Below are 24358 nucleotides of genomic sequence, written 5' to 3' on the forward strand. Positions count from 1 at the left end.
TTTTCACCATCAGAGGAACGAGAATGACCAATCCCGAGACGAAGGCCCGGGCCGGGGCAGATCTGCCCGGAGCCCAGGCCGCGCCCCTGTCCGCGGCTGCCGAGGTGAAGACCGCGCTGGCCGGGCTGATGCAGGACCTGACGCGCTTTCAGGCCGAAATGAAACAGCAACTTCAAGCAAATGACGAGAGACTGACCATGCTGGACCGCAAGACCGCCTTTGCCCGCCGCCCCGCGCTGAGTGCCGCCATGGAGGCCGAAGCGCCCCACCAGAAGGCCTTCGACGCCTATGTCCGCTCCGGCGACGAGGCGCTGCTGCGCGGGCTGGAGCTGGAATCGAAGTCGCTCGCGGTGAATTCGGATGGCGGCTACCTGGTCGATCCGAAGACCTCGGACATGATCCGCTCCACCATGGCCTCGACGTCCTCGATCCGCTCGATCGCCACGGTCGTGAATGTCGATGCCAGCTCCTATGACGTGCTGATCGACCGCAACAACGCGGATGTCACCTGGACCACCGAGGCCGACGAGGTGTCCGAGACGACGGCGCCGCAGATCGAGCGGATCTCGATCCCGCTGCACGAGCTCTCGGCTCTTCCGAAGGCGTCGCAGCGCCTGCTCGACGACAGCGCCTTCGATATCGAGGGCTGGCTGGCCGGGCGCATTGCGGCCAAGTTCGCGATGGCAGAGGCCGAAGCTTTCGTGAATGGCAACGGCGGCATCAAGCCCCGCGGGTTCCTGAACCATCCCAAGGTGGCCAATGGCACCTGGTCCTGGGGCAATCTGGGCTATATCGCCACCGGCACCGGCGGGGATTTCGACAGTGTCTCCCCGGCGGATGCGATCATCGAGCTGGTCTACAGCCTGGATGCCGAATACCGCGCCAATGCGACCTTCGTGATGAATTCGAAGACCGCGGGCGCCGTGCGCAAGATGAAGGACGCCGATGGCCGGTTCCTGTGGTCCGACGGGCTTGCGGCGGGCGAGCCCGCGCGGCTGATGGGCTATCCGGTGCTGATCGCCGAGAACATGCCGGACATCGGCGGGGGCGCCTTCGCCATCGCCTTCGGGGATTTCTCGGCAGGCTACACGATTGCCGAACGCCCGGACCTGCGCATCCTGCGCGATCCGTTCTCGGCCAAGCCGCATGTGCTCTTCTACGCCACCAAGCGGGTCGGCGGGGATGTCTCGGATTTTGCCGCGATCAAGCTGCTGAAATTCGGCGTCGCCTGACCTGAACGGAACGGATCCGGCCTGGCAGGGCCGGGTCCCAGGAGCGGTCCCGGCGACCTTCCCCGTCCTCTAGCCATCCCAACCGCACGGGCGGAGGGGAGGACGGGACGCTCCGCATGCCGCCGCCGCCCGATGCCACTGGAGATCGTTGATGAGACTGAAAGAGCAAACCGGCCTGTCGCAGGCAGAGCTTCCGCTGGACGGGCTGAAGGAGCATCTCCGCCTGGGCAGCGGCTTCGGCGAGGAGACGCTGCAGGACACGGTGCTGGAGGCCGCCCTGCGCGCTGCCATCGCCGCCATCGAATCGCGGACCGGCAAGGTGCTGATCGAGCGGAGCTTCATCTGGCAGACCGAGGCCTGGCGGCAATGCGATGCCCAGGCCTTCCCGGTGGCGCCGGTCGTGTCGCTGTCCTGGATGAAGCTGGTGACCCGCACCGGCGAGGAAGTCGCGGTCGATCTGGAGACCGTCGCGCTCGAACCCTCGACCCAGCGGCCGGTGCTGCGCTCGGTCTATGGCCGGCTGCCGTCGATCCCGGCCTACGGCTATGCCGAGATCGGCTTCGCGGCGGGCTACGCGCCGGACTGGGACGCGCTGCCTGCCGATCTGGCCCGGGCGGTGATGATCCTGGCCGCGCATTTCTACGAGAGCCGCGACGGCAGCAGCGAGGACGGGCTGCCCGCGGGCGTCACCCGGCTGATCGAGCGCTACCGCACGGTGCGCATCCTCGGGGGGAGCGCGGCATGACGCCGGACGAACTCACCCGGAAGCTGGTGCTGGAGGCGCCGGGAACGGAGCCGGACGGGCTGGGCGGGCAGCTGGCCGCCTGGACGGCGCTGGGCACCCATTGGGCACGGGTCTCGCCCGCGCGCGGGCGGGACCGCAGCCGCGGCGCGCTGGCGCTGGGCGCCGTCCCGGCGGAGATCGTGGTGCGCGGCGCGCCCGAGGGCGCCGCCTCGCGTCCGGTTCCCGGGCAGAGGTTCCGCGAGGGCGCGCGCATCTGGCGGGTGATCGCTGTGGCCGAGCTCGACGACGCAGGAAGCTACCTGCGCTGCGACGCGGTCGAGGAGGCGGTGCAATGAGCTACGGCGTGTCGAAGGCCCTGCAGGGGGCCGTCTTTGCGGCGCTGAGCGGCGATGCCGCGCTGGCAGCGGTGGTGGGGACGAATGTCTTCGATGCCCCGCCCGCGGGCGCGGTGCCCGAGCTCCATGTCGCGCTGGGCGCGGAGGATGCCTTCGCGCGGCCCGACAGTTCGGGCAGCGTGACCACCCACCGGCTGATCGTCAGCGTCATCGGCCCGGCGGAGGGATTTGCCCGCGCCAAGGAGGCGGCCGTGGCGGTGTCGGACGCACTGGACGGCGCGGCGCTGGCACTGGCGCGCGGACGGCTCCTGTCGCTGGGCTTCCGCCGGGCGCGGGCGCGGCGGACGGACGGCAATAGCGGGCGGCGGATCGACCTGACCTTCCGCGCAATCGTCGAAGACAGCTAACAGATCGGAGAGAGCCATGGCGGCACAGAACGGAAAAGACCTGCTGATCAAGGTGGACATGGACGGCGAAGGCAGCTTCGAGACCATGGCGGGGCTGCGCGCCAGCCGGATCAGCTTCAATGCCGAGCAGGTCGACGTGACCTCGCTGGAGAGCACCGGCGGCTGGCGCGAGCTGCTGGCCGGGGCGGGGATCAAGTCGGCGGGCATCTCGGGCTCGGGCGTGTTCCGCGACGCGGGCACCGACGAGCGGGCGCGGGCGATCTTCTTCAACGGCGAGATCCCCGAATTCCAGGTCTTCATCCCGGATTTCGGCGTGGTCGAGGGCCCGTTCCAGATCAGCGCGATCGAATATGCGGGCAGCCATGACGGCGAGGCGACCTACGAAGTGTCGATGGCCTCGGCCGGGGCGCTGCGCTTCACGGCGATCTGATGGCCAATCCCTATGCCGGAGAGGTCGAGCTGGTGCTCGACGGCACGCCCCACGTGCTGAAGCTGACGCTCGGCGCGCTGGCGGAGCTGGAGAGCACGCTGGGCGAGGACAGCCTGGTGGCGATGGTCGAGCGTTTCGAGCGTGCCGCCTATTCCAGCCGCGACGTGCTGGCGCTGGTCGTGGCGGGGCTGCGCGGCGGCGGCTGGCGCGGCGGTCCGCAGGACCTGCTGAGCGCCGAGATCGAGGGCGGGCCGGTGGCGGCGGCGCGGGCGGCGGCGCTGTTGCTGGCGCGGGCCTTCGCGGTGCCGGGCGGCGCCCCGGCGTGAGCGGGCTCGACTGGCCGGGGCTGATGCGGGCGGGGCTGGGCGAGCTGCGCCTGACCCCGCGCGAGTTCTGGGCGCTGACGCCCGCGGAACTGGAGATGATGCTCGGCCGCGACCGGCGGACGGGCGCGCTCGGCCGGGCCGGTCTCGAGGAGCTGGTGCGGCGCTTTCCCGATGTGAGCAAGGAGACAGGCGATGGATGAGGTGACGGGGCTCGACGACTTTTCCGGCCAGCTGGACGCGCTGGAGGAGAGCCTGGCAGGCACGCAGGTGGTGGCCTCGGCCTTCGCCGGCGAGCTGGAGCAGATGCGGGCGACCATCCTGGACACCTCGAAGCAGGTCTCGACCCTGTCCTCGGGGATCAGCCGGGGCCTGCGCTCGGCCTTCGACGGGGTGATCTTCGACGGGATGCGGCTGCAGGATGCCTTCTCGAAGATCGGCGAGTCGATGGTGAATGCCGCCTATGCCTCCGCCGTGAATCCGGTGATGCGCCATATGGGCGATCTGGTCGGCGGCGGGATTTCGGCGGTGATGTCCGGGCTGATGCCCTTCGAGAAGGGCGGCAGCTTCGCCCAGGGGCGGGTGCTGCCCTTCGCCCGCGGCGGCGTGGTCTCGAGCCCGGTGCGCTTCCCGATGCGCGGCGGCACCGGGCTGATGGGCGAGGCGGGGCCGGAGGCGATCATGCCGCTGGCGCGCGGCCCCGACGGGTCGCTGGGCGTGCGCGCCCAGACCGGCGGCGGAGGAATGAACGTGGTGATGAATATCAGCACCCCCGACGCCGAGAGCTTCCGCCGCAGCCAGGGCCAGCTTGCCGTGCAGATGGGCCGGGCCCTGGCGCGCGGACAGCGCAACCGCTGAACTGAAAGGACAGAGCGATGGCATTTCACGAGGTCAGGTTCCCGGCATCGCTGAGCTTCGGCTCGATGGGCGGGCCAGAGCGGCGGACCGCGATCGTCACGCTGGCGAACGGGTTCGAGGAGCGCAACACCCCCTGGTCGCATTCGCGCCGCCGCTATGACGCGGGGATGGGGATGCGCTCGCTCGACGATATCGAGACGCTGATCGCCTTCTTCGAGGCGCGGCAGGGACAGCTCTACGGCTTCCGCTGGAAGGACTGGGCGGATTACCGCAGCGGCGCGCCCTCGGCCGAGGCGACCCCGTCTGACCAGGCGATCGGCACCGGCAATGGCACAAAGCGCGTCTTCCAGCTGGTCAAGGCCTATGCCTCTGGCGCGCAGCGCTACGACCGGCCGATCTCGAAGCCCGTGGCGGGCACGGTGCGGGTCGCGGTCGACGGCACGGAGGCAGAGGAGGGCACCGATTTCGTGGTAGATGCCACCGCAGGGCTGGTGGTCTTCACCGAGGCGCCGGCCGCCGGAACGGCAATCGCCGCCGGGTTCGAATTCGACGTGCCGGTGCGGTTCGACACCGACCGGATCGTCACCTCCGTCGCCAGCTTCCAGGCCGGCGACGTTCCGAATGTGCCGATCGTGGAGCTGAGGGTCTGATGCCTGTCACCGGAGATTTCCTGGACCACCTGTCGGGCGGCCACACGACGATCTGCCATGCCTGGCGGGTGACGCGGAAGGACGGCACGGTCTTCGGCTTCACCGATCACGACCGCGACTTGTCCTTCGAGGGCACGGTGTTCCGCGCCGGGACCGGGCTGAGCGCCAATGCGCTGTCGCGCACGACCGGGCTGTCGGTCGACAACAGCGAGGCGGCGGGCGTGCTCAGCGACGAGGCGGTATCGGAATCCGAGCTGAAGGCCGGGCTCTTCGACGGCGCCGAGGTGGCGAGCTGGATCGTCAACTGGACCGATCCGGAGCAGCGCGCGCTGCAGTTCCGCGGCCAGCTCGGCGAGGTGAAGATGGAGGCGGGCGAGTTCCGCGCCGAGCTGCGCGGCCTGACCGAGGCGCTCAATGCCAGCCAGGGGCGGGTGTTCCAGCGCGGCTGTTCGGCCCAGCTCGGCGATGCGCGCTGCGGGATCGACCTCTCGGGGCCGGACTACCGGGTGGAGGCGGCGGTCTCGGCGATGGTCGGGCGCAGCCGGTTCCACCTGCCGTCGCTCGGGCAATATGCCGACCGCTGGTTCGAGCAGGGACGGCTGGAGGTGGTCGACGGCGCGGCGGCGGGGCTGTCGGGCCATGTCAAATCCGACCGTGCGGGGCTGGTCCGGGTGGTCGAGCTCTGGGAGGAGATTCGCGGCGGCATCGCGCCGGGCGACCGCGTACGGCTGGTCGCGGGCTGCGACAAGCGCGCCGAGACCTGCCGGGTGAAGTACCGCAACTTCCTGAACTTCCGCGGCTTTCCGCATATTCCGGGCGAGGACTGGCTGATGTCCTATCCCGGCAGCGGCGGCGGCAACAATGGCGGGAGCCGGTACAAGTGAGCGGCGCGGCACAGGATGTCGTGGCGCTGGCGCGGGGCTGGATCGGCACGCCCTACCGGCACCAGTGCTCGACCCGCGGGGCGGGCACGGACTGCCTGGGGCTGATCCGCGGCCTCTGGCGCGAGCTCCATGGCGGCGAGCCCGCGCCGGTGCCGGGCTATTCGGCCGACTGGGGCGAGGCGGAACGCGAGGAGCTCTTGTGGCGCGCGGCCTCGGCCCATCTGCGCCCGGCAGGGGCGCCGCGGCCGGGCGACGTGCTGCTCTTCCGGATGCGCGAGGGCTCGGTCGCCAAGCATCTGGGCATCGCCGCCGAGCTCGAGGGCATGGCGACGGTGATCCACGCCTATTCCGGGCATGGGGTGATCGAGACCCCGCTGACCCAACCCTGGGCCCGCCGCATCGTGGCGCGGTTCCGATTTCCTGACGAGGTGAAGTGATGGCGACAATCGTCCTGGGCGCAATCGGCGCATCTGTCGGCGCATCCATCGGCGGCTCCGTGCTGGGCCTTTCCGCGGCCGTGCTGGGCCGCGCGGCCGGGGCGGTTGCGGGGCGGATGATCGACCAGCGGCTCTTGGGGACCGGCTCGCAGGCGGTGGAGACCGGCCGGGTCGACCGGCTGCGCATCACCTCGGCCAGCGAGGGCACGGCGGTGCAGCAGGTCTATGGCCGGATGCGCGTGCCCGGCCAGGTGATCTGGTCGACCCGCTTCCGCGAGCACAAGTCGAAGCAGAAGAGCGGCGGCAAGGGCGCGCCCTCGACCACGGTGACGAGCTACAGCTACTCGATCAGCCTGGCGATCGCGCTCTGCGAGGGCGAGATCGCCGATATCGGCCGCATCTGGGCGGATGGCAAGGTCATCGGCCGCAGCCAGATGGACATCGCGGTCTATCGCGGCACCGAGGACCAGGATCCCGATCCCAAGATCGTCGCGACCGAGGGGCTGGCGAACGCCCCGGCCTATCGCGGGCTGGCCTATGTGGTGATCTCCGACCTGCAGCTCGAGCCGTTCGGCAACCGCGTGCCGCAATTCTCCTTCGAGGTGCTGCGCCCGGCCCAGCCGGAAAGCGCGGGCGAGATCGCGCCGCTTGCGCAGGCGGTCAAGGCGGTGGCGATGATGCCCGGCAGCGGCGAGTACACGCTGGCCACCTCGGTCGTGCATTACGACAAGGGGATCGGCAATGCGGTCCCGGCGAACCGCAACTCGCCCTCGGGCAAGTCGGATTTCCTGACCTCGATGGACCAGCTCGATGCCGAGCTCCCGAATTGCGGCTCGGCGCTCCTGGTGGTGTCGTGGTTCGGCAACGACCTGCGCTGCGCGGACTGCCGGCTGAAGCCGAAGGTCGAGCAGAAGCTGGTGGGTGCCAGCGCCATGCCCTGGGAGGTTTCGGGGCTCGACCGTCTGGGCGCGGAGGAGGTGCCGCTTTTCGACGGCCGGCCGCTCTATGGCGGGACGCCTGCGGATGCCGCGGTGATGGAGGCGATTGCCGAGCTCAACCGGCGCGGCAAGCAGGTGGTGTTCTATCCTTTCATCCTGATGGAGCAGCTTGCGGGCAACGGGCTGGTCAATCCCTGGTGGGGCGGGCCCGAGCAGCCGCCGCTGCCCTGGCGGGGACGGATCACCACTTCGCTGGCGCCGGGCGTCGAGGGCAGCCCCGACGGCACCGCGCAGGCGCGCGCCGAGGTCGCGGCCTTCTTCGGCACCGCGCAGCCGTCGGATTTCGCCATCGAGGGCGGCCGCGTGGTCTATTCCGGGCCGCCGGAATGGAGCTATCGCCGCTTCGTGCTGCACTACGCCCATCTCTGCGTCGCGGCGGGGGGCATCGGCGCCTTCGTCATCGGCTCGGAGATGCGCAGCCTGACCCAGATTCGCGCCGAGAACGGCAGCTTCCCGGCGGTGGAGGAGTTCTGCCGCCTGGCCGCGGAGGTGCGCCAGGTGATGGGCGCGGGCACGAAGCTCGGCTATGCCGCGGACTGGTCGGAATACTTCGGCTATTCGCCCTCGGACGGCTCGGGCAGCCGCTATTTCCATCTCGACCCGCTCTGGGCGCATGACGACATCGATTTCATCGGCATCGACAACTACATGCCGCTGTCCGACTGGCGCGACGAGCCGGGCCATGCCGACGCGCATTGGCGCAGCATCCACAATATCGACTACCTGCAGGCCAATATCGAGGGCGGAGAGGGCTATGACTGGTACTATGCCAGCGACGCGGGCCGCGACGCGCAGGAGCGCCTGCCGATCAGCGACGGCGCCTATGGCGAGCCGTGGGTCTGGCGCTACAAGGACATCCGTTCCTGGTGGTCGCTGCCGCATCACGAGCGCATCGGCGGCGTGCGCCAGGAAGAGCCCACCGTCTGGGTGCCGCAGTCGAAGCCGGTCTGGTTCACCGAATTCGGCTGCGCGGCGATCGACAAGGGCACGAACCAGCCCAACAAGTTCCTCGATCCGAAATCCTCGGAATCGGACATGCCCTACTATTCGACCGGCGCGCGCGACGACCTGATGCAGATGCAGTATGTCCGCGCGGTGCAGGATTACTGGGAGCGGGGCGAGAACAACCCGGTCTCCGCAGTCTATGGCGGACCGATGATCGACATGGCGATGGCCCATGTCTGGGCTTGGGACGCGCGGCCCTATCCGTATTTCCCCGGGCTGTCGAATGTCTGGGGCGACGGCGAGAACTACATCCGCGGCCACTGGCTGAACGGTCGCACGGCGGGGCGGGATCTGGCCGAGGTGGTGCGCGAGATCTGCGCGCGCTCGGGCGTGACGGGCATCGATACCAGCGCGCTCTGGGGCTATGTGCGCGGCTATGCGTTCTCGACCATCGACGGGGCGCGGGCGGCGCTGCAGCCCTTGATGCTGGCCCATGGCTTCGACTCGGTGGAGCGCGACGGCGTGCTCGCCTTCCGCAGCCGCTCGGGCCAGGCCGATGTCACGCTGGCGCTCTCGGATCTGGCGGAGCATCCCGAGCAGGACGGCGACCTGGTGCAGCTGCGCCAGCCAGAGGCGGAACTGGCGGGGCAGGTCCAGATCACCCATGTCGCCGCCGACGGCGCCTATGAGGCACGCACCAGCGCGGCGGCCTATCCCGCGGATGACGCCCGCTCGGTCACGGCCTCGGATCTGAACATGTCGCTGACCTTCGGCGAGGCGCAGCGCATGGCCGAGCGCTGGCTGAGCGAGGCGCGGGTCAGCCGGGACACGGTCACTTTCGCGCTGCCGCCCTCCTATATCAACGTCACCGCGGGGGATGTGGTGGAGATCCTCGAAGATGCCGGGCCCGCGCTCTACCGGATCGACCGGATCGAGGATTTCGGCATCCGCCTGGTCGAGGCGGTGCGGGTCGAGCCCGGGGTCTACATCCCCGGCGGCGGCTACGAGGAGGGCGATCCGCTGGCGGTGCCGCCGCCTTCGGCGCTGCCCTTCCCGGTCTTCCTGGACCTTCCGCTTCTGACCGGCAGCGAGGATCCCTACGCGCCGCATCTGGCCGTGGCGGCCAATCCCTGGCCGGGCGAGGTCGCGGTCTATTCCTCGGCCTCGACCAGCGGCTACGCGCTGAACAGGGTGATCGGCGAGAGCGCCACTCTGGGGCTGACGGCGAGCCCGCTGAAGCGCGCGGAGGCGGCGCTGATCGACCGGGGCGAGGGGCTCGTGATCGATCTGGCCGCGGGCGAGCTGAGCGGCACCGACTGGGACTCGCTGCTCAATGGCGCCAATGCGCTGGCGATCGGCGACGGGCAGGGGGGCGACTGGGAGATCTTCCAGTTCCTCGACCACAGCCTGGACGAAAACGGCAATGCGGTGGTCTCGAACCGGCTGCGCGGGCTGCAGGGCACGGATGTCTTCATGCCCGACGAATGGCCCGCGGGCAGCCTCGTGGTGCTGATCGACGGGGCGGTGCCGCAGGTCTCGGTGCCGTCGATCCGCGGACTGAACCGGCACTACCGCATCGGCGATGCCGGCGAGCCGCTCGACAGCACCGACTACCTGCATGTCGAGCACGCCTCCGACGCGGCCGGGCTGCGCCCCTATGCGCCGGTCTCGCTGGCGGTCGACATCCGCGGCAGCGGCACGCACCAGTTCACCTGGACCCGCCGCAGCCGCATCGGCGGCGACGACTGGACGCTGTCGGAACTGCCCCTCGGCGAGGCGCAGGAGCTCTACCGGGTGACGGTGCGCTCCGGCGGCACCGAGTACCGCGTGGCCGACCTGGCCACGCCGCTTTTCAACTACACCGAGGCCCAGCGGATCGCCGACGGGCTCGAGGGCTCCTATGCGCTCGAGGTCGCGCAGGTCTCGGAACTCTACGGTCCCGGCCCAGCAAGAAGGATAGAGGTCTATGTCTAGCACCGCCAATCTCGAGCTGCCGCTGCTGCAGCAGTCGCAGGCGCAGAAGCATGTCGTGGTCAACGAGGCGCTGGCGATCCTCGACGGGGTCGCCCAGCTGACGCTGGAATCGCTGAGCGTGGCGACCCCGCCGGCCAACCCCTCGGAGGGCCAGGCCTACGGGCTGCCTTCGGGGCTGAGCGGCGCCTGGACCTTCCAGGCGGGCAAGATCGCGGTTTTCTGCAATGGCGGCTGGCGCTTCGTGATCCCGAAGGCGGGCTGGAGCGCCTATGTGAAGGACCAGGGGCGGCGCTATGTCCATGACGGCATTGTCTGGCTGGGCGATGCGCTCAATGCCACGTCGAACGGCGCGGCGACGAATTTCAGCGTGCTGGAATTCGACCAGAACGTGGGCAGCGGCGCGAAGGTGACGACGACGGTCAAGATCCCGGCCTATTCCACGGTGCTGGGCGTCACGGGCCGGGTGGTGACGCGGCTGAACACCGGATCGCTCAATTCCTTCTGGCTGGGCGTGCCCGCGAGCCTGCAGCGCTATGGCCACGGCTTCGGCACGGCGGCGAATGCGATGGTCTACGGCATGACCGGCGTGCCGCTGAGCTATTTCGAGGATACGCCTCTGGTCCTGACGGCGGCGGGAGGCACGTTCGGCGGCGGAAAGGTGCGGCTGGCGGTCCACCTGGCCTACATGTCCGTGCCGCGGTCGTGACCGTCTGAAACAATCGAGACGAAATTCCGGTTTGTCCTGCCCCTCCGATGCCCCTATCTTACGGCGCATTGGAGGGAAGCCCATGCCCGAAGCGAAGATCTCTGTTGCCGCGTTCGACCCGGTCTGGTCGCGCATCGTCGAGGAAGCCGAAACAGCGCTTCGCGACGAGCCGAGCCTTGGCGGGTTCTTCCACACGAGCGTGCTGCACCACCGGTCGCTGGAGTCGGCACTGGCCGCGCGGATCGCGATCAAGATGGCCTCGGCCGACCTGTCGGAGCCGATCCTGCGGGACCTTGCCGAACGGGCCTATGACTGCGAGCCGAAGCTGGGCCATGCGGCGCGGGCCGACCTGATGGCGGTCTACGAGCGCGATCCGGCCTGCCACCGGCTGCTGCAGGCGTTCCTGTATTTCAAGGGCTTCCAGATCCTGCAGGCCTACCGGGTGGCGCACTGGCTGTGGACCCAGGACCGCTACGACCTGGCCTACTACCTGCAGATGCGCATGTCCGAGCTCTACAGCGCGGATATCCATCCGGCGGCGCGGATCGGGCAGGGGATCATGATCGACCATGCCCATTCCATCGTGATCGGCGAGACCGCGGAAGTGGGGGACAATGTCTCCATGCTGCACGGGGTGACGCTGGGCGGGACCGGCAAGGAAGACGGCGACCGCCATCCCAAGATCGGCCATGGCGTGCTGATCGGCGCCGGGGCGAAGGTGCTGGGCAATATCAGCGTCGGCTGCTGCTCGCGCATCGCTGCGGGCTCGGTCGTGCTGCAGGACGTGCCGCGCGGCAAGACTGTGGCGGGCGTTCCGGCCAAGATCGTCGGCGCGGCGGGCTGCGACCAGCCCTCGGTCAAGATGGACCAGGTTATCGGCTGACGGAATTCTCGTCGATCACCAGCTCGTCCGAGCGCATCATCCCCAGAACCGATCGGGCCTGCTCGTCGAGCAGGTCCAGATCGAGGTAGTCGTCGGACATCCGCCGGGTCTTGTTCGAGAGCTGGGCGATCTGCGCCTCGAGCCCGGCCTTCTCTGTCTCCAGCTCGCGCAGCTGCGCGCTGATCACCAGGCGCTCGATCACGCCGAGATCGCCGCGCACGGCTGCATAGGCGAAATAGCCCGACAGGGCCGTCGCCACGCAGAGATAGAGCAGGAAGGTCGCGGAAGGTCGGGAACTGTGCCGCATCGTCGCCTCATGTTTTGCGCCACTATGCCATAGCGCGCCGCTCGCGGGAATCCCCTGATTTCCGGAGCTTGGGCGCGGCCCCGGGGGACCGCGCCCGGACCCGGATCAGTCCTTGCCCTTGTAGATGTCGACCAGCTTGCCCAGCATCTCGAGCGCGTCCTCGCGCGAGCGCTGGAAGCTGTTGCGCCCGATGATCGAGCCGTTGCCGCCGCCGTCGCGGATCGCGCGCGCGTCGTCGAAGACCGCATCCGCGCCCTTCGAGGCCCCGCCCGAGAAGACGATCAGCCGGCGGCCGCTGAAGGCCGAATCGACGCAGTGCTTGACCCGCGCGGACATGGTGGCGATGTCGATCTTCTTCTCCTCGTAGACCTTCTTGGCCTCGGGCAGCATCAGGTGGTCGGTGGAGAGCTTGATCTTGATGACATGCGCGCCCAGGAGCGCCGCCATATGGGCGGCATAGGCGGCCACGTCGATCGCGGTCTCGCCGTCCTTGGTGACGCCCTCGCCGCGGGGATAGGACCAGATCACGGTGGCCACGCCCTTGGCGGCGGCCTCCTTCCGCATCTCGACGATCTCCTCCATCATGTCGACCGCCATGTCCGAGCCGGGATAGATGGTGAAGCCGATCGCCGCGCAGCCGAGCCGCAGCGCGTCGTCGACCGAGGCCGTCACCGCCTGGTTCTTGCCTGCGGTGGGCGACATCAGCGAATTGGCCGAGTTCACCTTCAGGATGGTCGGGATCTGCCCGGCGAAGGTGTCCGCCCCGGCCTCGAGCGGGCCGAGCGGCGCGGCATAGGCCGAGAGCCCGGCATCGATGGCCAGCTGGTAGTGGTAGTGCGGATCGTAGCCGGCGGGGTTCGGCGCGAAGCTGCGCGCGGGCCCGTGCTCGAATCCCTGGTCGACGGGCAGGATGATCATCTTGCCCGTCCCGCCGAGCTTGCCGTGCATCAGCATCTGGCAGAGCTTGCCCTTCACCCCTGGGGTCTCGCCCTCGTAGTTCTTCAAGATGTTCTGGACGATGCGGGTCGATTTCATCGGACGTTCCTCGCTTCAGGCTGCCTTGTGCACAAAGGGCTAGCGCGCCTGTCGCAGGGATCAAGACTGGGGGCGCTAACAGGAGGCGTTTGACGCGGCTGGAGCGGAGATCCGCGCGATCTGGACGGAAAAAGGCCGGGCGCGCAGGGCGGCCCGGCCTTCCATTCTCGCCAAAGGCGCCAGGGTCAGCCGAGAGCGGCGACGCCCGGCAGGACCTTGCCTTCCATCCATTCCAGGAACGCGCCGCCGGCGGTGGAGATGTAGGTGAACTTCTCCGCCGCGCCCGACTTGTTGAGCGCCGCGACCGTGTCGCCGCCGCCCGCGACCGAGGTCAGCTTGCCCTCGGCCGAAAGCGCGGCCGCGTACTCTGCCGTGGCATTGGTGGCCATGTCGAAGGGCTCGATCTCGAAGGCGCCGAGCGGGCCGTTCCAGATCAGCGTCCGGGCGCCGTCAAGCGCCTCCTTGATCGCCGCGACCGCCTGCGGGCCCGCATCGAGGATCATCGCGTCGGCCGGGCAGTCGGTGGCCGCGACGGTCTCGTTCGCGGCCCCCGCCTTGAACTCGCGTGCCACCACCACGTCGGCGGGCAGCAGGATCTTGCAGCCGGCCGCCTGGGCCTTCTCCATGATCTCGCGCGCGGTCTCGGCCATGTCGGCCTCGGCCAGCGACTTGCCGATCTCGATATTCTGGGCGACCAGGAAGGTGTTGGCCATGCCGCCGCCGATCACCAGGTAGTCGACCTTGGCCACCAGGTTGCCCAGGAGGTCGAGCTTGGTCGAGACCTTGGCGCCGCCGACCACCGCTACGACCGGGCGCACCGGCGTGCCGAGCGCGCCTTCGAGCGCCTCGAGCTCGGCCTGCATGCAACGGCCCGCGCAGGAGGGCAGGAGCTTCGCCAGCCCTTCGGTCGAGGCATGGGCGCGGTGCGCCGCCGAGAAGGCGTCATTGCAGTAGACCTCGCCGAGCGCGGCCAGCGCGGCCGAGAAGGCCGGGTCGTTCTTCTCCTCGCCCGCATGGAAGCGGGTGTTCTCGAGAAGCAGCACCTCGCCGGACTCCAGCGCCGCGACGGCCGTCTTGGCCGGGCCGCCGATGCAGTCGGAGGCGAATTTCACCGGCACGCCGAAAATGCGCGACAGCTCGGGCACCAGCACCTCAAGCGACATTTCGGGCACCACCTGTCCCTTGGGACGGCCGAAATGCGCCAGCAGGACCGGCTTGCCGCCCTTGGCCAGGATGTCGGCCACGGTGGGCGCGATGCGTTCGATGCGGGTGGCGTCAGTCACCTTGCCGTCTGCGACGGGGACGTTGATATCGACACGGGTCAGGACCGTCTTGCCTGCGAGGTCCATGTCGTCGAGGGATTTCCAGGCCACGTGCGTACTCCCTGCCTGCTGGATAGGTTGCGGCAGTGGTGGCCCCTGCATCCGTCGGCGTCAACCGCGCCATCTGCCGCTCTTGGGCGCCGGGACGGCGGCGGCGTGCCTCCGGCGCCGGGCGGGGCGCCGCCGCGTTGCATTCCCCCGTGGCTCCGCCTAGTGTCCGCGCGACCTGTTACGAGAGGACCTGTCATGGCCGAGATCAAGGATCCGGAAAACACCATCATCATCGAGCTGAAGGACGGCCCGGTGGTCATCGAGCTGCTGCCCGACGTGGCGCCGAAGCATTCCGAGCGGATGAAGGACCTGGCCCGCGCCGGCAAGTACGACAATGTCTGCTTCCACCGCGTGATCGACGGCTTCATGGCGCAGACCGGCGATGTCGAGCACGGCAACATGGAAGAGGGCTTCAACATCCGCCGCGCGGGCACGGGCGGGTCGGATCTGGACGATCTGCCGGCCGAATTCTCCAAGCTGCCGCATGACCGCGGCACGCTGGGCGCGGCGCGCTCGATGAACCCGAACAGCGCCAACTCGCAGTTCTTCATCAATTTCAGCGACAACCACTTCCTCAACGGCCAGTACACCGTCTACGGCCGGGTCCTGTCGGGGATGGAGCATGTCGACAAGATCGTCCGCGGCGAGCCGCCCGCAAGCCCCGACCGCATGATCACGGTCAAGGTGGCTGCCGATGCGTAACCTGCTGGCAGCTCTCGCGATCCTGGCTGCGGGTCCGGCGCTTGCCACCGGGCTCGACATCGAGATCGCGGGCGAGGCGAGCGGCACGGTCCATATCGACCTGTTCGACGATGTCGCCCCGGCCCATGTCGCGCGGATCACCGAGCTGGCGGAAGCGGGCGCCTATGACGGCGTCGTCTTCCACCGGGTGATCGACGGCTTCATGGCGCAGACCGGCGATGTCGAATTCGGCAAGTCGGGCAGCGACGGCTTCGACATGCGCGCGGCCGGCCGCGGCGGCTCGGACCTGCCGGATCTTCCGGCCGAGTTCTCCGACCGCCCGTTCGAGCGCGGCACCGTCGGCATGGCGCGCGCCTCCGATCCGGACAGTGCCAACAGCCAGTTCTTCATCATGTTCGCCCCGGCGGGCCATCTCAACGGCCAGTACACGGTCGTGGGCGAGGTGACCTCGGGCATGGACGTGATCGACGCGATCAAGCGCGGCACCGGCCGCAACGGCGCGGTGATGGGCGAGCCCGACCGCATGGTCACGGTCACCGTCACCGAGTGATGCGCGGGCCGGGCCCTGCGGGGCCCGGCCGCTGCCTCCCGCCCGCCGGGCTGGCGGTGCGAACCCCCAGAGGGCCGCCGCGATGCTCGAGCACCAGTTCCCCGATCCCGATCTTGCCGCGGCGCTTCTGCCCCTGGCCTTCGACGCGCCCGACGGCGCGCATGACGTCGCGCATCTGCTGCGGGTCTGGCGCAACGCCGCCGCGATCCGGGCGGAGGAGGGTGGCGACAGCGCGGTGCTGCAGGCCGCGGTCCTTCTGCATGACGGCGTCAACCTGCCGAAGGACGCGCCAGACCGGGCAGAGGCCTCGCGGCGCTCGGCCGCGCGGGCCCGGGAGATCCTCGCCGCGCGCGGCTGGGGACGGGACGCCTGCCGAGCGGTGGCCCATGCGATCGAGGCGCACAGCTATTCGGCCGGCATCCCGCCGCAGAGCCTCGAGGCGCGGATCCTGCGCGATGCCGACCGGCTGGACGCGATTGGCTTCATCGGCGCGGCGCGCTGCTTCTATGTCGCGGGGCTGCGCCGCGCGGCGATCCACGACGCGGCCGATCCCGGGGCGCGGGCGCGCGCCCTCGATGACGGCGCCTTCGCGCTCGACCATTTCGCAACCAAGCTGCTGCGGCTGGGCGAGGGCTTCTGCACCGGGGCGGGGGCGCGGATGGCCGAGGCGCGGATCGCCCGGCTCGCGGCCTTCCGCGACGGGCTCCTCGAGGAGATCGGCGGCGCCTGAGCCCGGACGAGAGAAAGGCCGGTCCGAAGAACCGGCCTTTTCAGGGAGCGCATGATTAAGAAAGAGGGAAGGGAAGTCCGGGCTGGCAGGCCCGTCATCCTTGCATCCTGTCTACGCTGCCGCGCCGACTCGCGGTATTGCGGTTTTCCTTACCGCAACGTCAAATCGGCGCCGTCACCCGCTCCAGCCAGGCGGCCGCGCCGCGGCTGACCAGCGGCGCCAGCCGGTCGCAGGTCTCGGCGTGATAGGCGTTCAGCCAGGCGCGCTCTGCCGGGGTCAGCATGTCCGCCAGGATCATCCTCCGGTCGAAGGGGACATAGGTCAGCGTCTCGAAATCCAGCATGTGCCGCTCGGCATCGCCGCCCTTCAGCTGCGCCGCCTCGCGCACCACGATCAGGTTCTCCAGCCGGATGCCGAAGGCGCCGTCGCGGTAGTAGCCGGGCTCGTTCGACAGGATCATCCCGGGCTTCAGCACTTCGGTGCTGATCCGCGAAATCCGCTGCGGGCCCTCATGGACCGACAGGTACTGGCCGACGCCATGGCCGGTGCCGTGGTTGAAATCCTGCCCGGCCTGCCACAGCGGCATCCGCGCCAGCGCGTCGAGATCGCGCCCGGCGACGCCTTCGGGGAAGCGCGCGACGGAAATGGCGATCAGCCCGCGCAGCACGCGGGTGTAGCAGGTCCGCTCCTCGGTCCCGGCGCTGCCGACGGCCATGGTGCGGGTGATGTCGGTGGTGCCGTCGAGATACTGCCCGCCGCTATCGACCAGCAGCAGCTCGCCGGGCGCCAGCTTGCGGTTGGTCTCCTCGGTGACGCGGTAATGCATGATCGCGCCATTGGGGCCCGCGCCGCAGATCGTGTCGAAGGAGATGTCCTTGAGCTTGCCCGTGGCGCTGCGGAACTCCTCCAGCTTCTTCACCACGTCGATCTCGGTCAGCTCGGGGCCGGTGACGCCGACCGCGTCGCTGGCCTTCTCCAGCCAGGCGAGGAACTCGACCACCGCGGCGGCGTCGCGGGCATGGGCCTCGCGCGCGGCGGCGATCTCGACAGGCGACTTGCAGGCCTTGGGCAGCAGGCAGGGCTCGCGGCCGAAGGCGATCTCGGCCCCGGCCGCTACCAGCGCGGCATGCACGGCGACCGGCACGCTGGCCTTGTCGATCCGGACGCGGCCGTCGAGCGCGGAGAGCGCCGGGCCGAAGCCGCCGGGCTCGTGGATGCGGACATTGGCGCCGAGATGGTTGCCGAGCCCGGCAAGCTTGGCGGGCGCCATGAAGAGATCGACCGAGGCATCGGCATGGAGGATGGCGAAGCCATGGGCGACCGGCACGCGGGGGATGTCGCCGCCGCGGATGTTCAGGAGCCAGCAGATGCCGTCGGGCTGGGTCAGCACCGCCGCCGTCTCGCCGGCCTCGGCGAGGGTCGCGGCCAGGGCGCGGCGCTTGGCATCGGCGCTCTCGCCGGCCAGCGTCTCGGGATAGGCGGTGGCGGGCGCCATCGGCGGGGCGGGCTGGTCGCTCCAGAGCCGGTCGACGGGGGTGGGCGACTCGACCAGCGTGATGCCGCTGCCCGCCAGGCCCGCGCGCAGGGCCTCGATCTCCTGCACGGTATGCAGCCAGGGGTCGAAGCCGATCTGCGCGTCGTCCCCGGCATGCTCCTTCAGCCAGGCGGCGGGGCGGGTCTCGGGCCAGTCGACCGGGGTATAGGCGCCGGGATCGCACTGGGCGCGGGCCTGCAGCCGGTAGCGGCCGTCGACGAAGACCCCGGCGACCTGCGGCAGCACGATGGCGAAGCCCGCGGAGCCGGTGAAGCCGGTCAGCCAGGCCAGCCGGTCGTCATGGGCGGCGACATATTCGCCCTGGAAGGCGTCGGCGCGCGGCACGATGAACCCGTCGAGCCCGTCCCCGGCCAGGGCGGCGCGGAAGGCGGCCAGGCGGGGCGGACCCTGTTCGGGGCTGGCGGTGGAGGTGAAGCTCTGGAACACGGCACGGTTCCCCCTGTGACTGGTACGCCCATGGCGTAGCGCGTGGGGCGGGCCGACGCAACGCCAGCGATCGGGGCCCTTTGGCGCGCCGCCGCTCCGGCAGGACCCGCCCGGCTGGTGCCTCAAAGGCGGGCACGAAAGCGGTCGCCGCGGGCGCCGGAGCGAGGCGGCCGTGCTTGCCGGGAGGCCATGGGACCGGGGTCGGGGCCCGAAGCGCTGCGGGCGCCTTGCCCCCGCCTCACGGTCCCGGCCCGATGGCGGTGGCGATGCAGGTTCCGGTCCAGGCGTTGATTTGGCGAGGCATTGTGGGGGCGGGGAGGATCTCCCCGGTGCCGTCAAGGATGTGGCAGCACCAGGCTTGCGCGCAGCCAGGATGGCGCGGACCTCCCGGGCAGAGACGGACTTGCCGCGGACCGGCCGGAACCGGCGGAGGTGCGACAGGCGCGCGATCCCTTCCGCATCGCGTCTGCCAGTCCTGCCAGTCATGGCTTGACAGGCATGGCTTCGAGGGCGCCCGTCACCTGCCGCGGTTCCATGAGGACAGCGAACAGGCCGGCAGCCGTTGCGACAGCGGTCCGGCCTCGGGCACGATCGCCTCCACGGTGCCGTCGCATCCCCGAAGCACGGCTCCCAGCGGTTCCGGCGCGCGGCCCGCTTCAAATTCCCAGGCACTCTTTCCATGCTAGGCAAGCAGGCAGACCGCCGTCTTCGCCCGCGGCACATCCCGCCCGGCGAACAGTCTCATCCCGTCATCCTCCGCGGGAGTTCGATACGGGACAGGGCAACTGCACGCGCAGAATCCGGCAAGTGGCAACGCTCGAGCTGCGTCCGGCCCGTCACGGCATCCCATGGCCAGTGGATCACGGTCGCGTCGGAAGCGATGGCCGAGAGGAAGACCTTCGGGCGCCGGTCGCATCTGGTGACGATGCGCCACCAGTCCTCGAGGCCGCCGAACATGCAGTCAATCCGGTGACGGCGCTTGCACCTCCTCTTGTCATGCGGGACCGGGATGTTGCGGCACCGGCGTCTTCCGGCCGGGGGATGGGGGCGCATCCCCTTGTCTTGCCGGGCTTCTCCAAGCCAGATGGCGTCGCAGCCGCGATCCCCGATCTCCGGGCAGCCAGTCGGCATCCGGCAGACCGGGACAAAGCGCCCGCGCACCGCATCCATCCGGCGAGGGCTGCCTGAAGGGTTTGGCGCTTCGGTGATAGGTCCGATCCTATGCGCGACCTTGCGTTCGACCCAAAGACAGAGGTCCTGTCCGCGGCAGTCGGTGTTCGCCGCCGGCACCGGGATGGCGCGGGAAACTCCGATCGTCGAAGAGAGTTTCCGCGGCCATTTCCAGGTGAGCGCCACGGCGCTTCGCGGTCCCTCCTGACGACCTGGCCGCGGCAGGACCGGAACGGCGAGCTGGACGGCATTGCGTCCCCAGCTTCATCCCGCTGGCGGTTCCTCCCGAGCGGCCGTGCCCGGGGTCTCCGGCGCCTGTGCCTGACGGCCCCGGACGCCCGGATGCAAGTCGCGATGCGGAACGGCGCCAGATTGCCGTCCCCGCCAACGTGGCCCCGGAGGCCCTGGCGTGGCCGCTTTCCGTCCCGGACGGGGTGAAGGCCTGGGATCGCAGGCGGCATGGCCGACATGCGCTGAGGCATCAACAGCACGGCGATCAAGGTGCCGCTGGGGCCCGGCCGCGATCGGCAGGGGGCAGTTCCTCCGGCGCGTCTTGCCAGCGCAACCCGTTGCGATCGAGGAAGACAATCCAACCCGGGACGCGCCGGTCATCGACATGCGGCCTGCCGCGGGGCGTCGGAAAGCAGGGCTCCAGACCCGCCATCTGCGCATCTCCGAGCCGGAGGAGACCGGACATGTCTCCGCTCTGTCTGCGCCCGGCGAGCCATGCGCCTCTGCCGACATCAACGGGGTCGTGAGCCTGGGTCAAGTCGCGCGCCTGGCCAGGTCGCGCGCGTTCCGGTTTGGCCAGATGGCGCGCAATCCGCCTGCGCAGAGAGCGTGCGTTCCGCCTGGGCCAGAGGGCGCACCGCTTGAGCCAGCGGGCGCGCGTTCCGCTTTGGCTGAATGGCGCGCGTTCCGCATTGGCCAGAGGGCGCACGTTCCGCTTTGGCTGAATGGCGCGCGTTCCGCATTGGCCAGATGGCGCGCGTGCCGCATTAGCTAGATGGCGCGCGTGCCGCGCTAGCTAGATGGCGCGCGTGCCGCGCGACACCCCTTTTCCCCATCGCAGGGCTTGCGCCCCGCGACGGGACCCGCTGGCGCGCCGCTCCGGGCGGGGCGCGGCTGCGGGGGCAGGCGCGGGGACCGGCGTCAGGCCACGTTGCGCATGCCGAGCACCCGGGCGCGGGCGCGCGGGTCGCTGTCGAAGAGCGAGGCGAGCTGCTCGGTCATCGCGCCCGCGAGCTGCTCGACATCGGTGATCGTCACCGCGCGCTGGTAGTAGCGGGTCACGTCATGGCCGATGCCGATGGCGATCAGCTCCACCGCCTTCTTCTTCTCGACCATGGCGATCACGTCGCGCAGGTGCTTCTCGAGGTAGTTCGCCGGATTGACCGAGAGGGTCGAATCATCGACCGGCGCGCCGTCGGAGATCACCATCAGGATCTTGCGCGCCTCGGGCCGGGCGATGACGCGCTTATGCGCCCATTCCAGCGCCTCGCCGTCGATATTCTCCTTCAGGAGGCCCTCCTTCATCATCAGTCCCAGGTTGTTCCGGGTCCGGCGCATCGGCGCGTCGGCCTGCTTGTAGATGATGTGGCGCAGGTCGTTGAGGCGGCCGGGCTGCTGCGGCCGGCCGGCGTTCAGCCATTCCTCGCGGCTCTGCCCGCCTTTCCAGGCGCGGGTGGTGAAGCCGAGGATCTCCACCTTGACCGAGCAGCGCTCCAGCGTGCGGGCCAGCACGTCGGCGCAGATCGCCGCGATCGAGATCGGGCGGCCGCGCATCGAGCCCGAGTTGTCGAGCAGCAGCGTCACCACCGTGTCGCGGAATTCGGTGTCCTTCTCGACCTTGAAGGACAGCGGCGTGGTCGGGTTGGCGACCACGCGCGCCAGCCGCCCGGCATCGAGGATGCCCTCCTCGCGGTCGAATTCCCAGGAGCGGTTCTGCTGGGCCTGCAGCCGCCGCTGCAGCTTGTTGGCCAGGCGGCTGACCGCGCCCTTCAGCGGCTCGAGCTGCTGGTCGAGATAGGCGCGCAGCCGCTCCAGCTCGGCCGGTTCGGCCAGGTCCTCGGCGCGGATCTCCTCGTCATGCTCGGAATTCCACACCGCGTAGCCGGGATCGGCCTCCGAGACCGGGGGCGGGGGCGGCGGATCGAGCGGGCCCGCGCCGTCTGGCATGTCGGTCTCTTCGCCCATCTCGGCATCGGCCATCTGGTCCATCACGACCTGCGCCTCGGACTGGTCGCCGGCATCGTCCTGGGACTGCTCGGGGGCGGCCTCGTTGTCTTGCGGCGCGTCCTCCTGGTCGCCCTGGTCGCTGTCCTGGTCCTGCTGGTCCTCCTGGGTCTCGGCGCTGTCCTCGGGCTCTTCCTCGTCCGAGAGGTCGGGATCCTCGCCGAGCTGGTCGCCATAGCCCAGATCCTCGATGACCCGGCGCGAGAAGCGCGAGAAGGCCGCCTGGTCGGACAGGACCCTGTCGAGATCGCCCAGCGTGCCCGCGGCCTGCGCCTCGATATGGCCCCGCCAGAGCTCCATCACGTTCTTCGCGGCGGGCGGCAGCTCGCGGCCGGTGGCCAGATGGCGGATCAGGTAGCCCGCCGCCACGGCGAGCGGCACGTCCTTGGGATCGCTGATCTGGGAGTAGCCCTTGCGGTCGGCCTCCCAGGCGATCTTGGCGTCGATATTCCCGGCGGTGCCCGGCATCACCCGGGCGCCCATCGCCTCGCAGCGCGCGGTCTCCATCGCCTCGTAGATGTCATTGGCCAGCTGCCCCGGAGGCGCGTAGCGGGCATGCGTCCCGGCATCGTGGAACTTGCGGTGGAGCGCATAGGCATCGGCCGTGCCGCGCGCCAGCAGAACCTCGGCGCGGGTCATCCGGCGGCTGACCTGGGGCAGGCGCACCGCATCGGCGGTCATGCCCGGCGGGTCGACCGAATAGCTCACTGTCATCTCGGGATCGTCGGCCATGACCTTGGTCGCCTCGGCCAGGGCCTTCTTGAACGGATCGGCGGGATTGTCGGTGGGCTTGGACATCTGGACTACCTGAACGCTTGCGTCTTCCCTGCGTGCCACAGCAGAGGGCACAGGGCAAGGCTGGGGGCGGGCGGGGCTCAGCCCGCCCAGAAGGGCGGCGCGGCGCGCAGCGCCTGCCAGCGGGTGCGGGCCTCGGCCCATTGCGCCTCGGCGCGGCGGTGGTGGATCCCGAGCAGATCGCCGAGCGCCTGCGCCGCGGCCTTGCCCTCGGGGGCGAGCGGGCCGCCCGGCGCGGTCAGCGTCTCGAGCATCGCCAGGTCGTTCATCTCGCCGAAATCGTCCTGCAGCGCCTTGAGACGGCCGAGGAATTCCGCCGCCGTCTCGCCGGGATGCAGCGGCTGGACGAACTCCGCCTGGTAGCGCAGCCGCTTCAGCGCCTTGCGCAGCGCGTGGCGGTCCTCGGGGCCGAGCGAGGCGATGCCCTTGGCGCGCTTCTTCGCGCGCGACCAGCTCCTGGCCAGCGCTTTGCCGGCGGGGGGCGCGAAGGGCCGGTCGAGCGCCTCCCATGGCCCGGCCTCGGCGAAGCGGCCGAGCGCGAGGAAGAAGCGCTGCGCGCGCTTCGAGACCAGCGCCTGGCGCAGGGCGGGGCGGTTGGCCTCGGCACGGGCGCGGGCCTGGGCGGCAAGCGCCGCGAGGCCCGGGGCATCGCCCTCGGCGGCGGCCAGGGCGGGTTCCAGCAGATCGGCCAGCGCGACGTCGAGATCGCGCTGCCGCCCGACGATGGCGCCGAGCCATTTCGCCTCGGCCATCAGATAGGCGGCGTCGGAGCCGTCGAGGAGGCTGCCGAAAAGGCCCGGCGCGCTGCGCAGCCGCCTGAGCCCGATGCGGAGCTGGTGCGGCCCCTCGGGGTCCTCGCCGGTGCGGATCGCGGCGGCATTGGCCTGGATCTGGCCGTTGCATTCGCGGAAGATCGCCGCCGCCGCCTCGCCCGCGCTGCAGCCGGGCGCGAGCGGCACGGGGGCGGCCTTGCGCGGCGCGGCGGGGCCGGTGATCGGCAGGCCCGCGGCCAGAAGGTAGCCGCGCTCGGATTTCGACAGGTGCGACGGCGCGGCGCCGCCTTCGGCCAAGAGCGTCTCGGCCAGGTCGTAGAGCGCCGAGACGGGGCCGGATTTCAGCTCCAGCTCGAGCTCGCGGAAGGGTTCGGCGCGCTCGCCCGCGATGATCTGCCCCTCGTCCAGCGCGATTTCCACCTCGGCGCCGCCGGGGGTGGCGACCAGCGCCAGATGGCGGTCGATCCGGGTCTCGCAGACCGGCTGCAGCACCTTGCCCTTCAGCGCGGCGCGCACCCGGTCCCGCAGGCCCTCGTCGCCGATCGCGGCCAGGTCGATGCGGCTGTCGGGCATCTCGGTCTCGGCCTCCTCGGCGCGCTGCAGCCCGCCATGGTTCTCGGCCTTGGCCTTGACGGTCTGGATCCAGCGCTCGCCGTCGCGCCGCATCCTGAGCGCGATCCCGGCCTTCTTCAGCCGGTGGTGGCGGGTGTCGAAATAGACGCTGTGCAGCGCGTGCCGCTCGGCAGGGGCCAGCAGCGTGCCGACATGGTCCAGTTGCTCGCGCAGCCGCGCGAGGGTGAGGGAATCGATGACGAATTTGAGCTCGGTCTCGGGCATGATGCGCAGGATCTAGGCCGCCGCGGCCGGGCTGGCAATCGGCTGCGGCGCCGCGGGGGCGGG

General features: G+C 70.1%; 23 protein-coding genes and 1 pseudogene. 17 read left to right on the forward strand and 7 right to left on the reverse strand.

The window, feature by feature from the left end:
* Window positions 1-23: 23 nt before the first annotated feature.
* The 14 genes from FGX59_RS03680 (at window position 24) to cysE (ending at window position 11807) form a co-directional block, all read left to right on the forward strand.
* Window positions 24-1232: a phage major capsid protein gene (locus FGX59_RS03680; protein ID WP_138465165.1), complete on the forward strand. Its 1209-nt coding sequence runs from the start codon at window positions 24-26 to the stop codon at window positions 1230-1232.
* Between the two features lie 151 nt (window positions 1233-1383).
* Complete coding sequence (locus FGX59_RS03685) at window positions 1384-1977, forward strand: hypothetical protein (protein WP_138465166.1); 594 nt, start codon at window positions 1384-1386, stop codon at window positions 1975-1977.
* Window positions 1974-2312, forward strand: a complete 339-nt coding sequence (locus FGX59_RS03690) for a head-tail adaptor protein (protein WP_138465167.1) — start codon at window positions 1974-1976, stop codon at window positions 2310-2312. The genes FGX59_RS03685 and FGX59_RS03690 overlap by 4 nt, the downstream gene beginning before the upstream one ends.
* Window positions 2309-2719 carry a DUF3168 domain-containing protein gene (locus FGX59_RS03695; RefSeq protein ID WP_138465168.1) on the forward strand — a complete coding sequence of 137 codons (411 nt, stop codon included), beginning with the start codon at window positions 2309-2311 and terminating at the stop codon, window positions 2717-2719. Before FGX59_RS03690 ends, FGX59_RS03695 begins: the two co-directional genes overlap by 4 nt.
* A gap of 16 nt (window positions 2720-2735) precedes the next feature.
* Complete coding sequence (locus FGX59_RS03700) at window positions 2736-3149, forward strand: phage major tail protein, TP901-1 family (protein ID WP_138465169.1); 414 nt, start codon at window positions 2736-2738, stop codon at window positions 3147-3149.
* Window positions 3149-3475, forward strand: a complete 327-nt coding sequence (locus FGX59_RS03705; RefSeq protein WP_138465170.1) for a gene transfer agent family protein — start codon at window positions 3149-3151, stop codon at window positions 3473-3475. Before FGX59_RS03700 ends, FGX59_RS03705 begins: the two co-directional genes overlap by 1 nt.
* Window positions 3472-3675, forward strand: a complete 204-nt coding sequence (locus tag FGX59_RS03710; protein ID WP_138465171.1) for a rcc01693 family protein — start codon at window positions 3472-3474, stop codon at window positions 3673-3675. The genes FGX59_RS03705 and FGX59_RS03710 overlap by 4 nt, the downstream gene beginning before the upstream one ends.
* Window positions 3668-4330 carry a phage tail tape measure protein gene (locus tag FGX59_RS03715; RefSeq protein ID WP_138465172.1) on the forward strand — a complete coding sequence of 221 codons (663 nt, stop codon included), beginning with the start codon at window positions 3668-3670 and terminating at the stop codon, window positions 4328-4330. Before FGX59_RS03710 ends, FGX59_RS03715 begins: the two co-directional genes overlap by 8 nt.
* A 17-nt stretch (window positions 4331-4347) precedes the next feature.
* Window positions 4348-4980 carry a DUF2460 domain-containing protein gene (locus FGX59_RS03720; RefSeq protein WP_138465173.1) on the forward strand — a complete coding sequence of 211 codons (633 nt, stop codon included), beginning with the start codon at window positions 4348-4350 and terminating at the stop codon, window positions 4978-4980.
* On the forward strand, window positions 4980-5864 hold the full coding sequence (locus tag FGX59_RS03725) for a DUF2163 domain-containing protein (RefSeq protein ID WP_138465174.1): 885 nt from the start codon (window positions 4980-4982) through the stop codon (window positions 5862-5864). The genes FGX59_RS03720 and FGX59_RS03725 overlap by 1 nt, the downstream gene beginning before the upstream one ends.
* A complete protein-coding gene (locus FGX59_RS03730; RefSeq protein WP_138465175.1) occupies window positions 5861-6301 on the forward strand; it encodes an NlpC/P60 family protein in 441 nt (146 codons plus the stop codon). The genes FGX59_RS03725 and FGX59_RS03730 overlap by 4 nt, the downstream gene beginning before the upstream one ends.
* Complete coding sequence (locus tag FGX59_RS03735) at window positions 6301-10218, forward strand: glycoside hydrolase/phage tail family protein (RefSeq protein WP_138465176.1); 3918 nt, start codon at window positions 6301-6303, stop codon at window positions 10216-10218. Before FGX59_RS03730 ends, FGX59_RS03735 begins: the two co-directional genes overlap by 1 nt.
* Window positions 10211-10924 carry a DUF2793 domain-containing protein gene (locus FGX59_RS03740; RefSeq protein ID WP_138465177.1) on the forward strand — a complete coding sequence of 238 codons (714 nt, stop codon included), beginning with the start codon at window positions 10211-10213 and terminating at the stop codon, window positions 10922-10924. Before FGX59_RS03735 ends, FGX59_RS03740 begins: the two co-directional genes overlap by 8 nt.
* An 82-nt stretch (window positions 10925-11006) precedes the next feature.
* Complete coding sequence (cysE, locus tag FGX59_RS03745) at window positions 11007-11807, forward strand: serine O-acetyltransferase (RefSeq protein WP_138465178.1); 801 nt, start codon at window positions 11007-11009, stop codon at window positions 11805-11807.
* Here cysE and FGX59_RS03750 read toward each other — a convergent pair.
* From FGX59_RS03750 to pgk, 3 genes are all read right to left on the reverse strand, one after another.
* Window positions 11797-12114, reverse strand: coding sequence for a septum formation initiator family protein (locus FGX59_RS03750; protein ID WP_138465179.1), 318 nt, complete (start codon window positions 12112-12114; stop codon window positions 11797-11799). The genes cysE and FGX59_RS03750 overlap by 11 nt on opposite strands.
* Before the next feature lie 105 nt (window positions 12115-12219).
* Window positions 12220-13149, reverse strand: a complete 930-nt coding sequence (locus FGX59_RS03755; RefSeq protein WP_138465180.1) for a class I fructose-bisphosphate aldolase — start codon at window positions 13147-13149, stop codon at window positions 12220-12222.
* Window positions 13150-13334: 185 nt separating this feature from the next.
* The gene (gene pgk, locus FGX59_RS03760; protein WP_138465181.1) at window positions 13335-14522 is read right to left on the reverse strand and encodes a phosphoglycerate kinase; all 1188 of its coding nucleotides are present in this window, start codon (window positions 14520-14522) and stop codon (window positions 13335-13337) included.
* Window positions 14523-14717: 195 nt separating this feature from the next.
* Between pgk and FGX59_RS03765 the strand changes: the two genes are divergently transcribed.
* The 3 genes from FGX59_RS03765 to FGX59_RS03775 all read left to right on the forward strand — a co-directional run bounded on the left by FGX59_RS03765 (window position 14718) and on the right by FGX59_RS03775 (window position 16504).
* Window positions 14718-15224 (forward strand): peptidylprolyl isomerase, encoded by a 507-nt coding sequence (locus FGX59_RS03765; RefSeq protein ID WP_138465182.1) that lies wholly within the window; start codon window positions 14718-14720, stop codon window positions 15222-15224.
* Window positions 15217-15774 (forward strand): peptidylprolyl isomerase, encoded by a 558-nt coding sequence (locus FGX59_RS03770; protein ID WP_138465183.1) that lies wholly within the window; start codon window positions 15217-15219, stop codon window positions 15772-15774. Before FGX59_RS03765 ends, FGX59_RS03770 begins: the two co-directional genes overlap by 8 nt.
* An 82-nt stretch (window positions 15775-15856) precedes the next feature.
* Window positions 15857-16504, forward strand: a complete 648-nt coding sequence (locus tag FGX59_RS03775; RefSeq protein ID WP_138465184.1) for an HD domain-containing protein — start codon at window positions 15857-15859, stop codon at window positions 16502-16504.
* Window positions 16505-16664: 160 nt separating this feature from the next.
* Here the strand turns inward: FGX59_RS03775 and FGX59_RS03780 are convergent, their stop codons facing one another.
* From FGX59_RS03780 to FGX59_RS03795, 4 genes and pseudogenes are all read right to left on the reverse strand, one after another.
* Window positions 16665-18485 carry an aminopeptidase P family protein gene (locus tag FGX59_RS03780; protein ID WP_138465185.1) on the reverse strand — a complete coding sequence of 607 codons (1821 nt, stop codon included), beginning with the start codon at window positions 18483-18485 and terminating at the stop codon, window positions 16665-16667.
* An 852-nt stretch (window positions 18486-19337) separates the two neighbouring features.
* A pseudogene (locus tag FGX59_RS38590) lies at window positions 19338-19656 on the reverse strand (IS5/IS1182 family transposase); the annotation flags it as partial.
* A 1151-nt stretch (window positions 19657-20807) separates the two neighbouring features.
* A complete protein-coding gene (cobT, locus tag FGX59_RS03790; RefSeq protein ID WP_138465187.1) occupies window positions 20808-22688 on the reverse strand; it encodes a cobaltochelatase subunit CobT in 1881 nt (626 codons plus the stop codon).
* Between the two features lie 77 nt (window positions 22689-22765).
* The gene (locus FGX59_RS03795) at window positions 22766-24295 is read right to left on the reverse strand and encodes a CHAD domain-containing protein (protein WP_138465188.1); all 1530 of its coding nucleotides are present in this window, start codon (window positions 24293-24295) and stop codon (window positions 22766-22768) included.
* Window positions 24296-24358 lie beyond the last annotated feature (63 nt).

The sequence above is a fragment of the Poseidonocella sp. HB161398 genome (assembly GCF_005870025.1).
Classification (GTDB): Bacteria; Pseudomonadota; Alphaproteobacteria; order Rhodobacterales; family Rhodobacteraceae; genus Mangrovicoccus.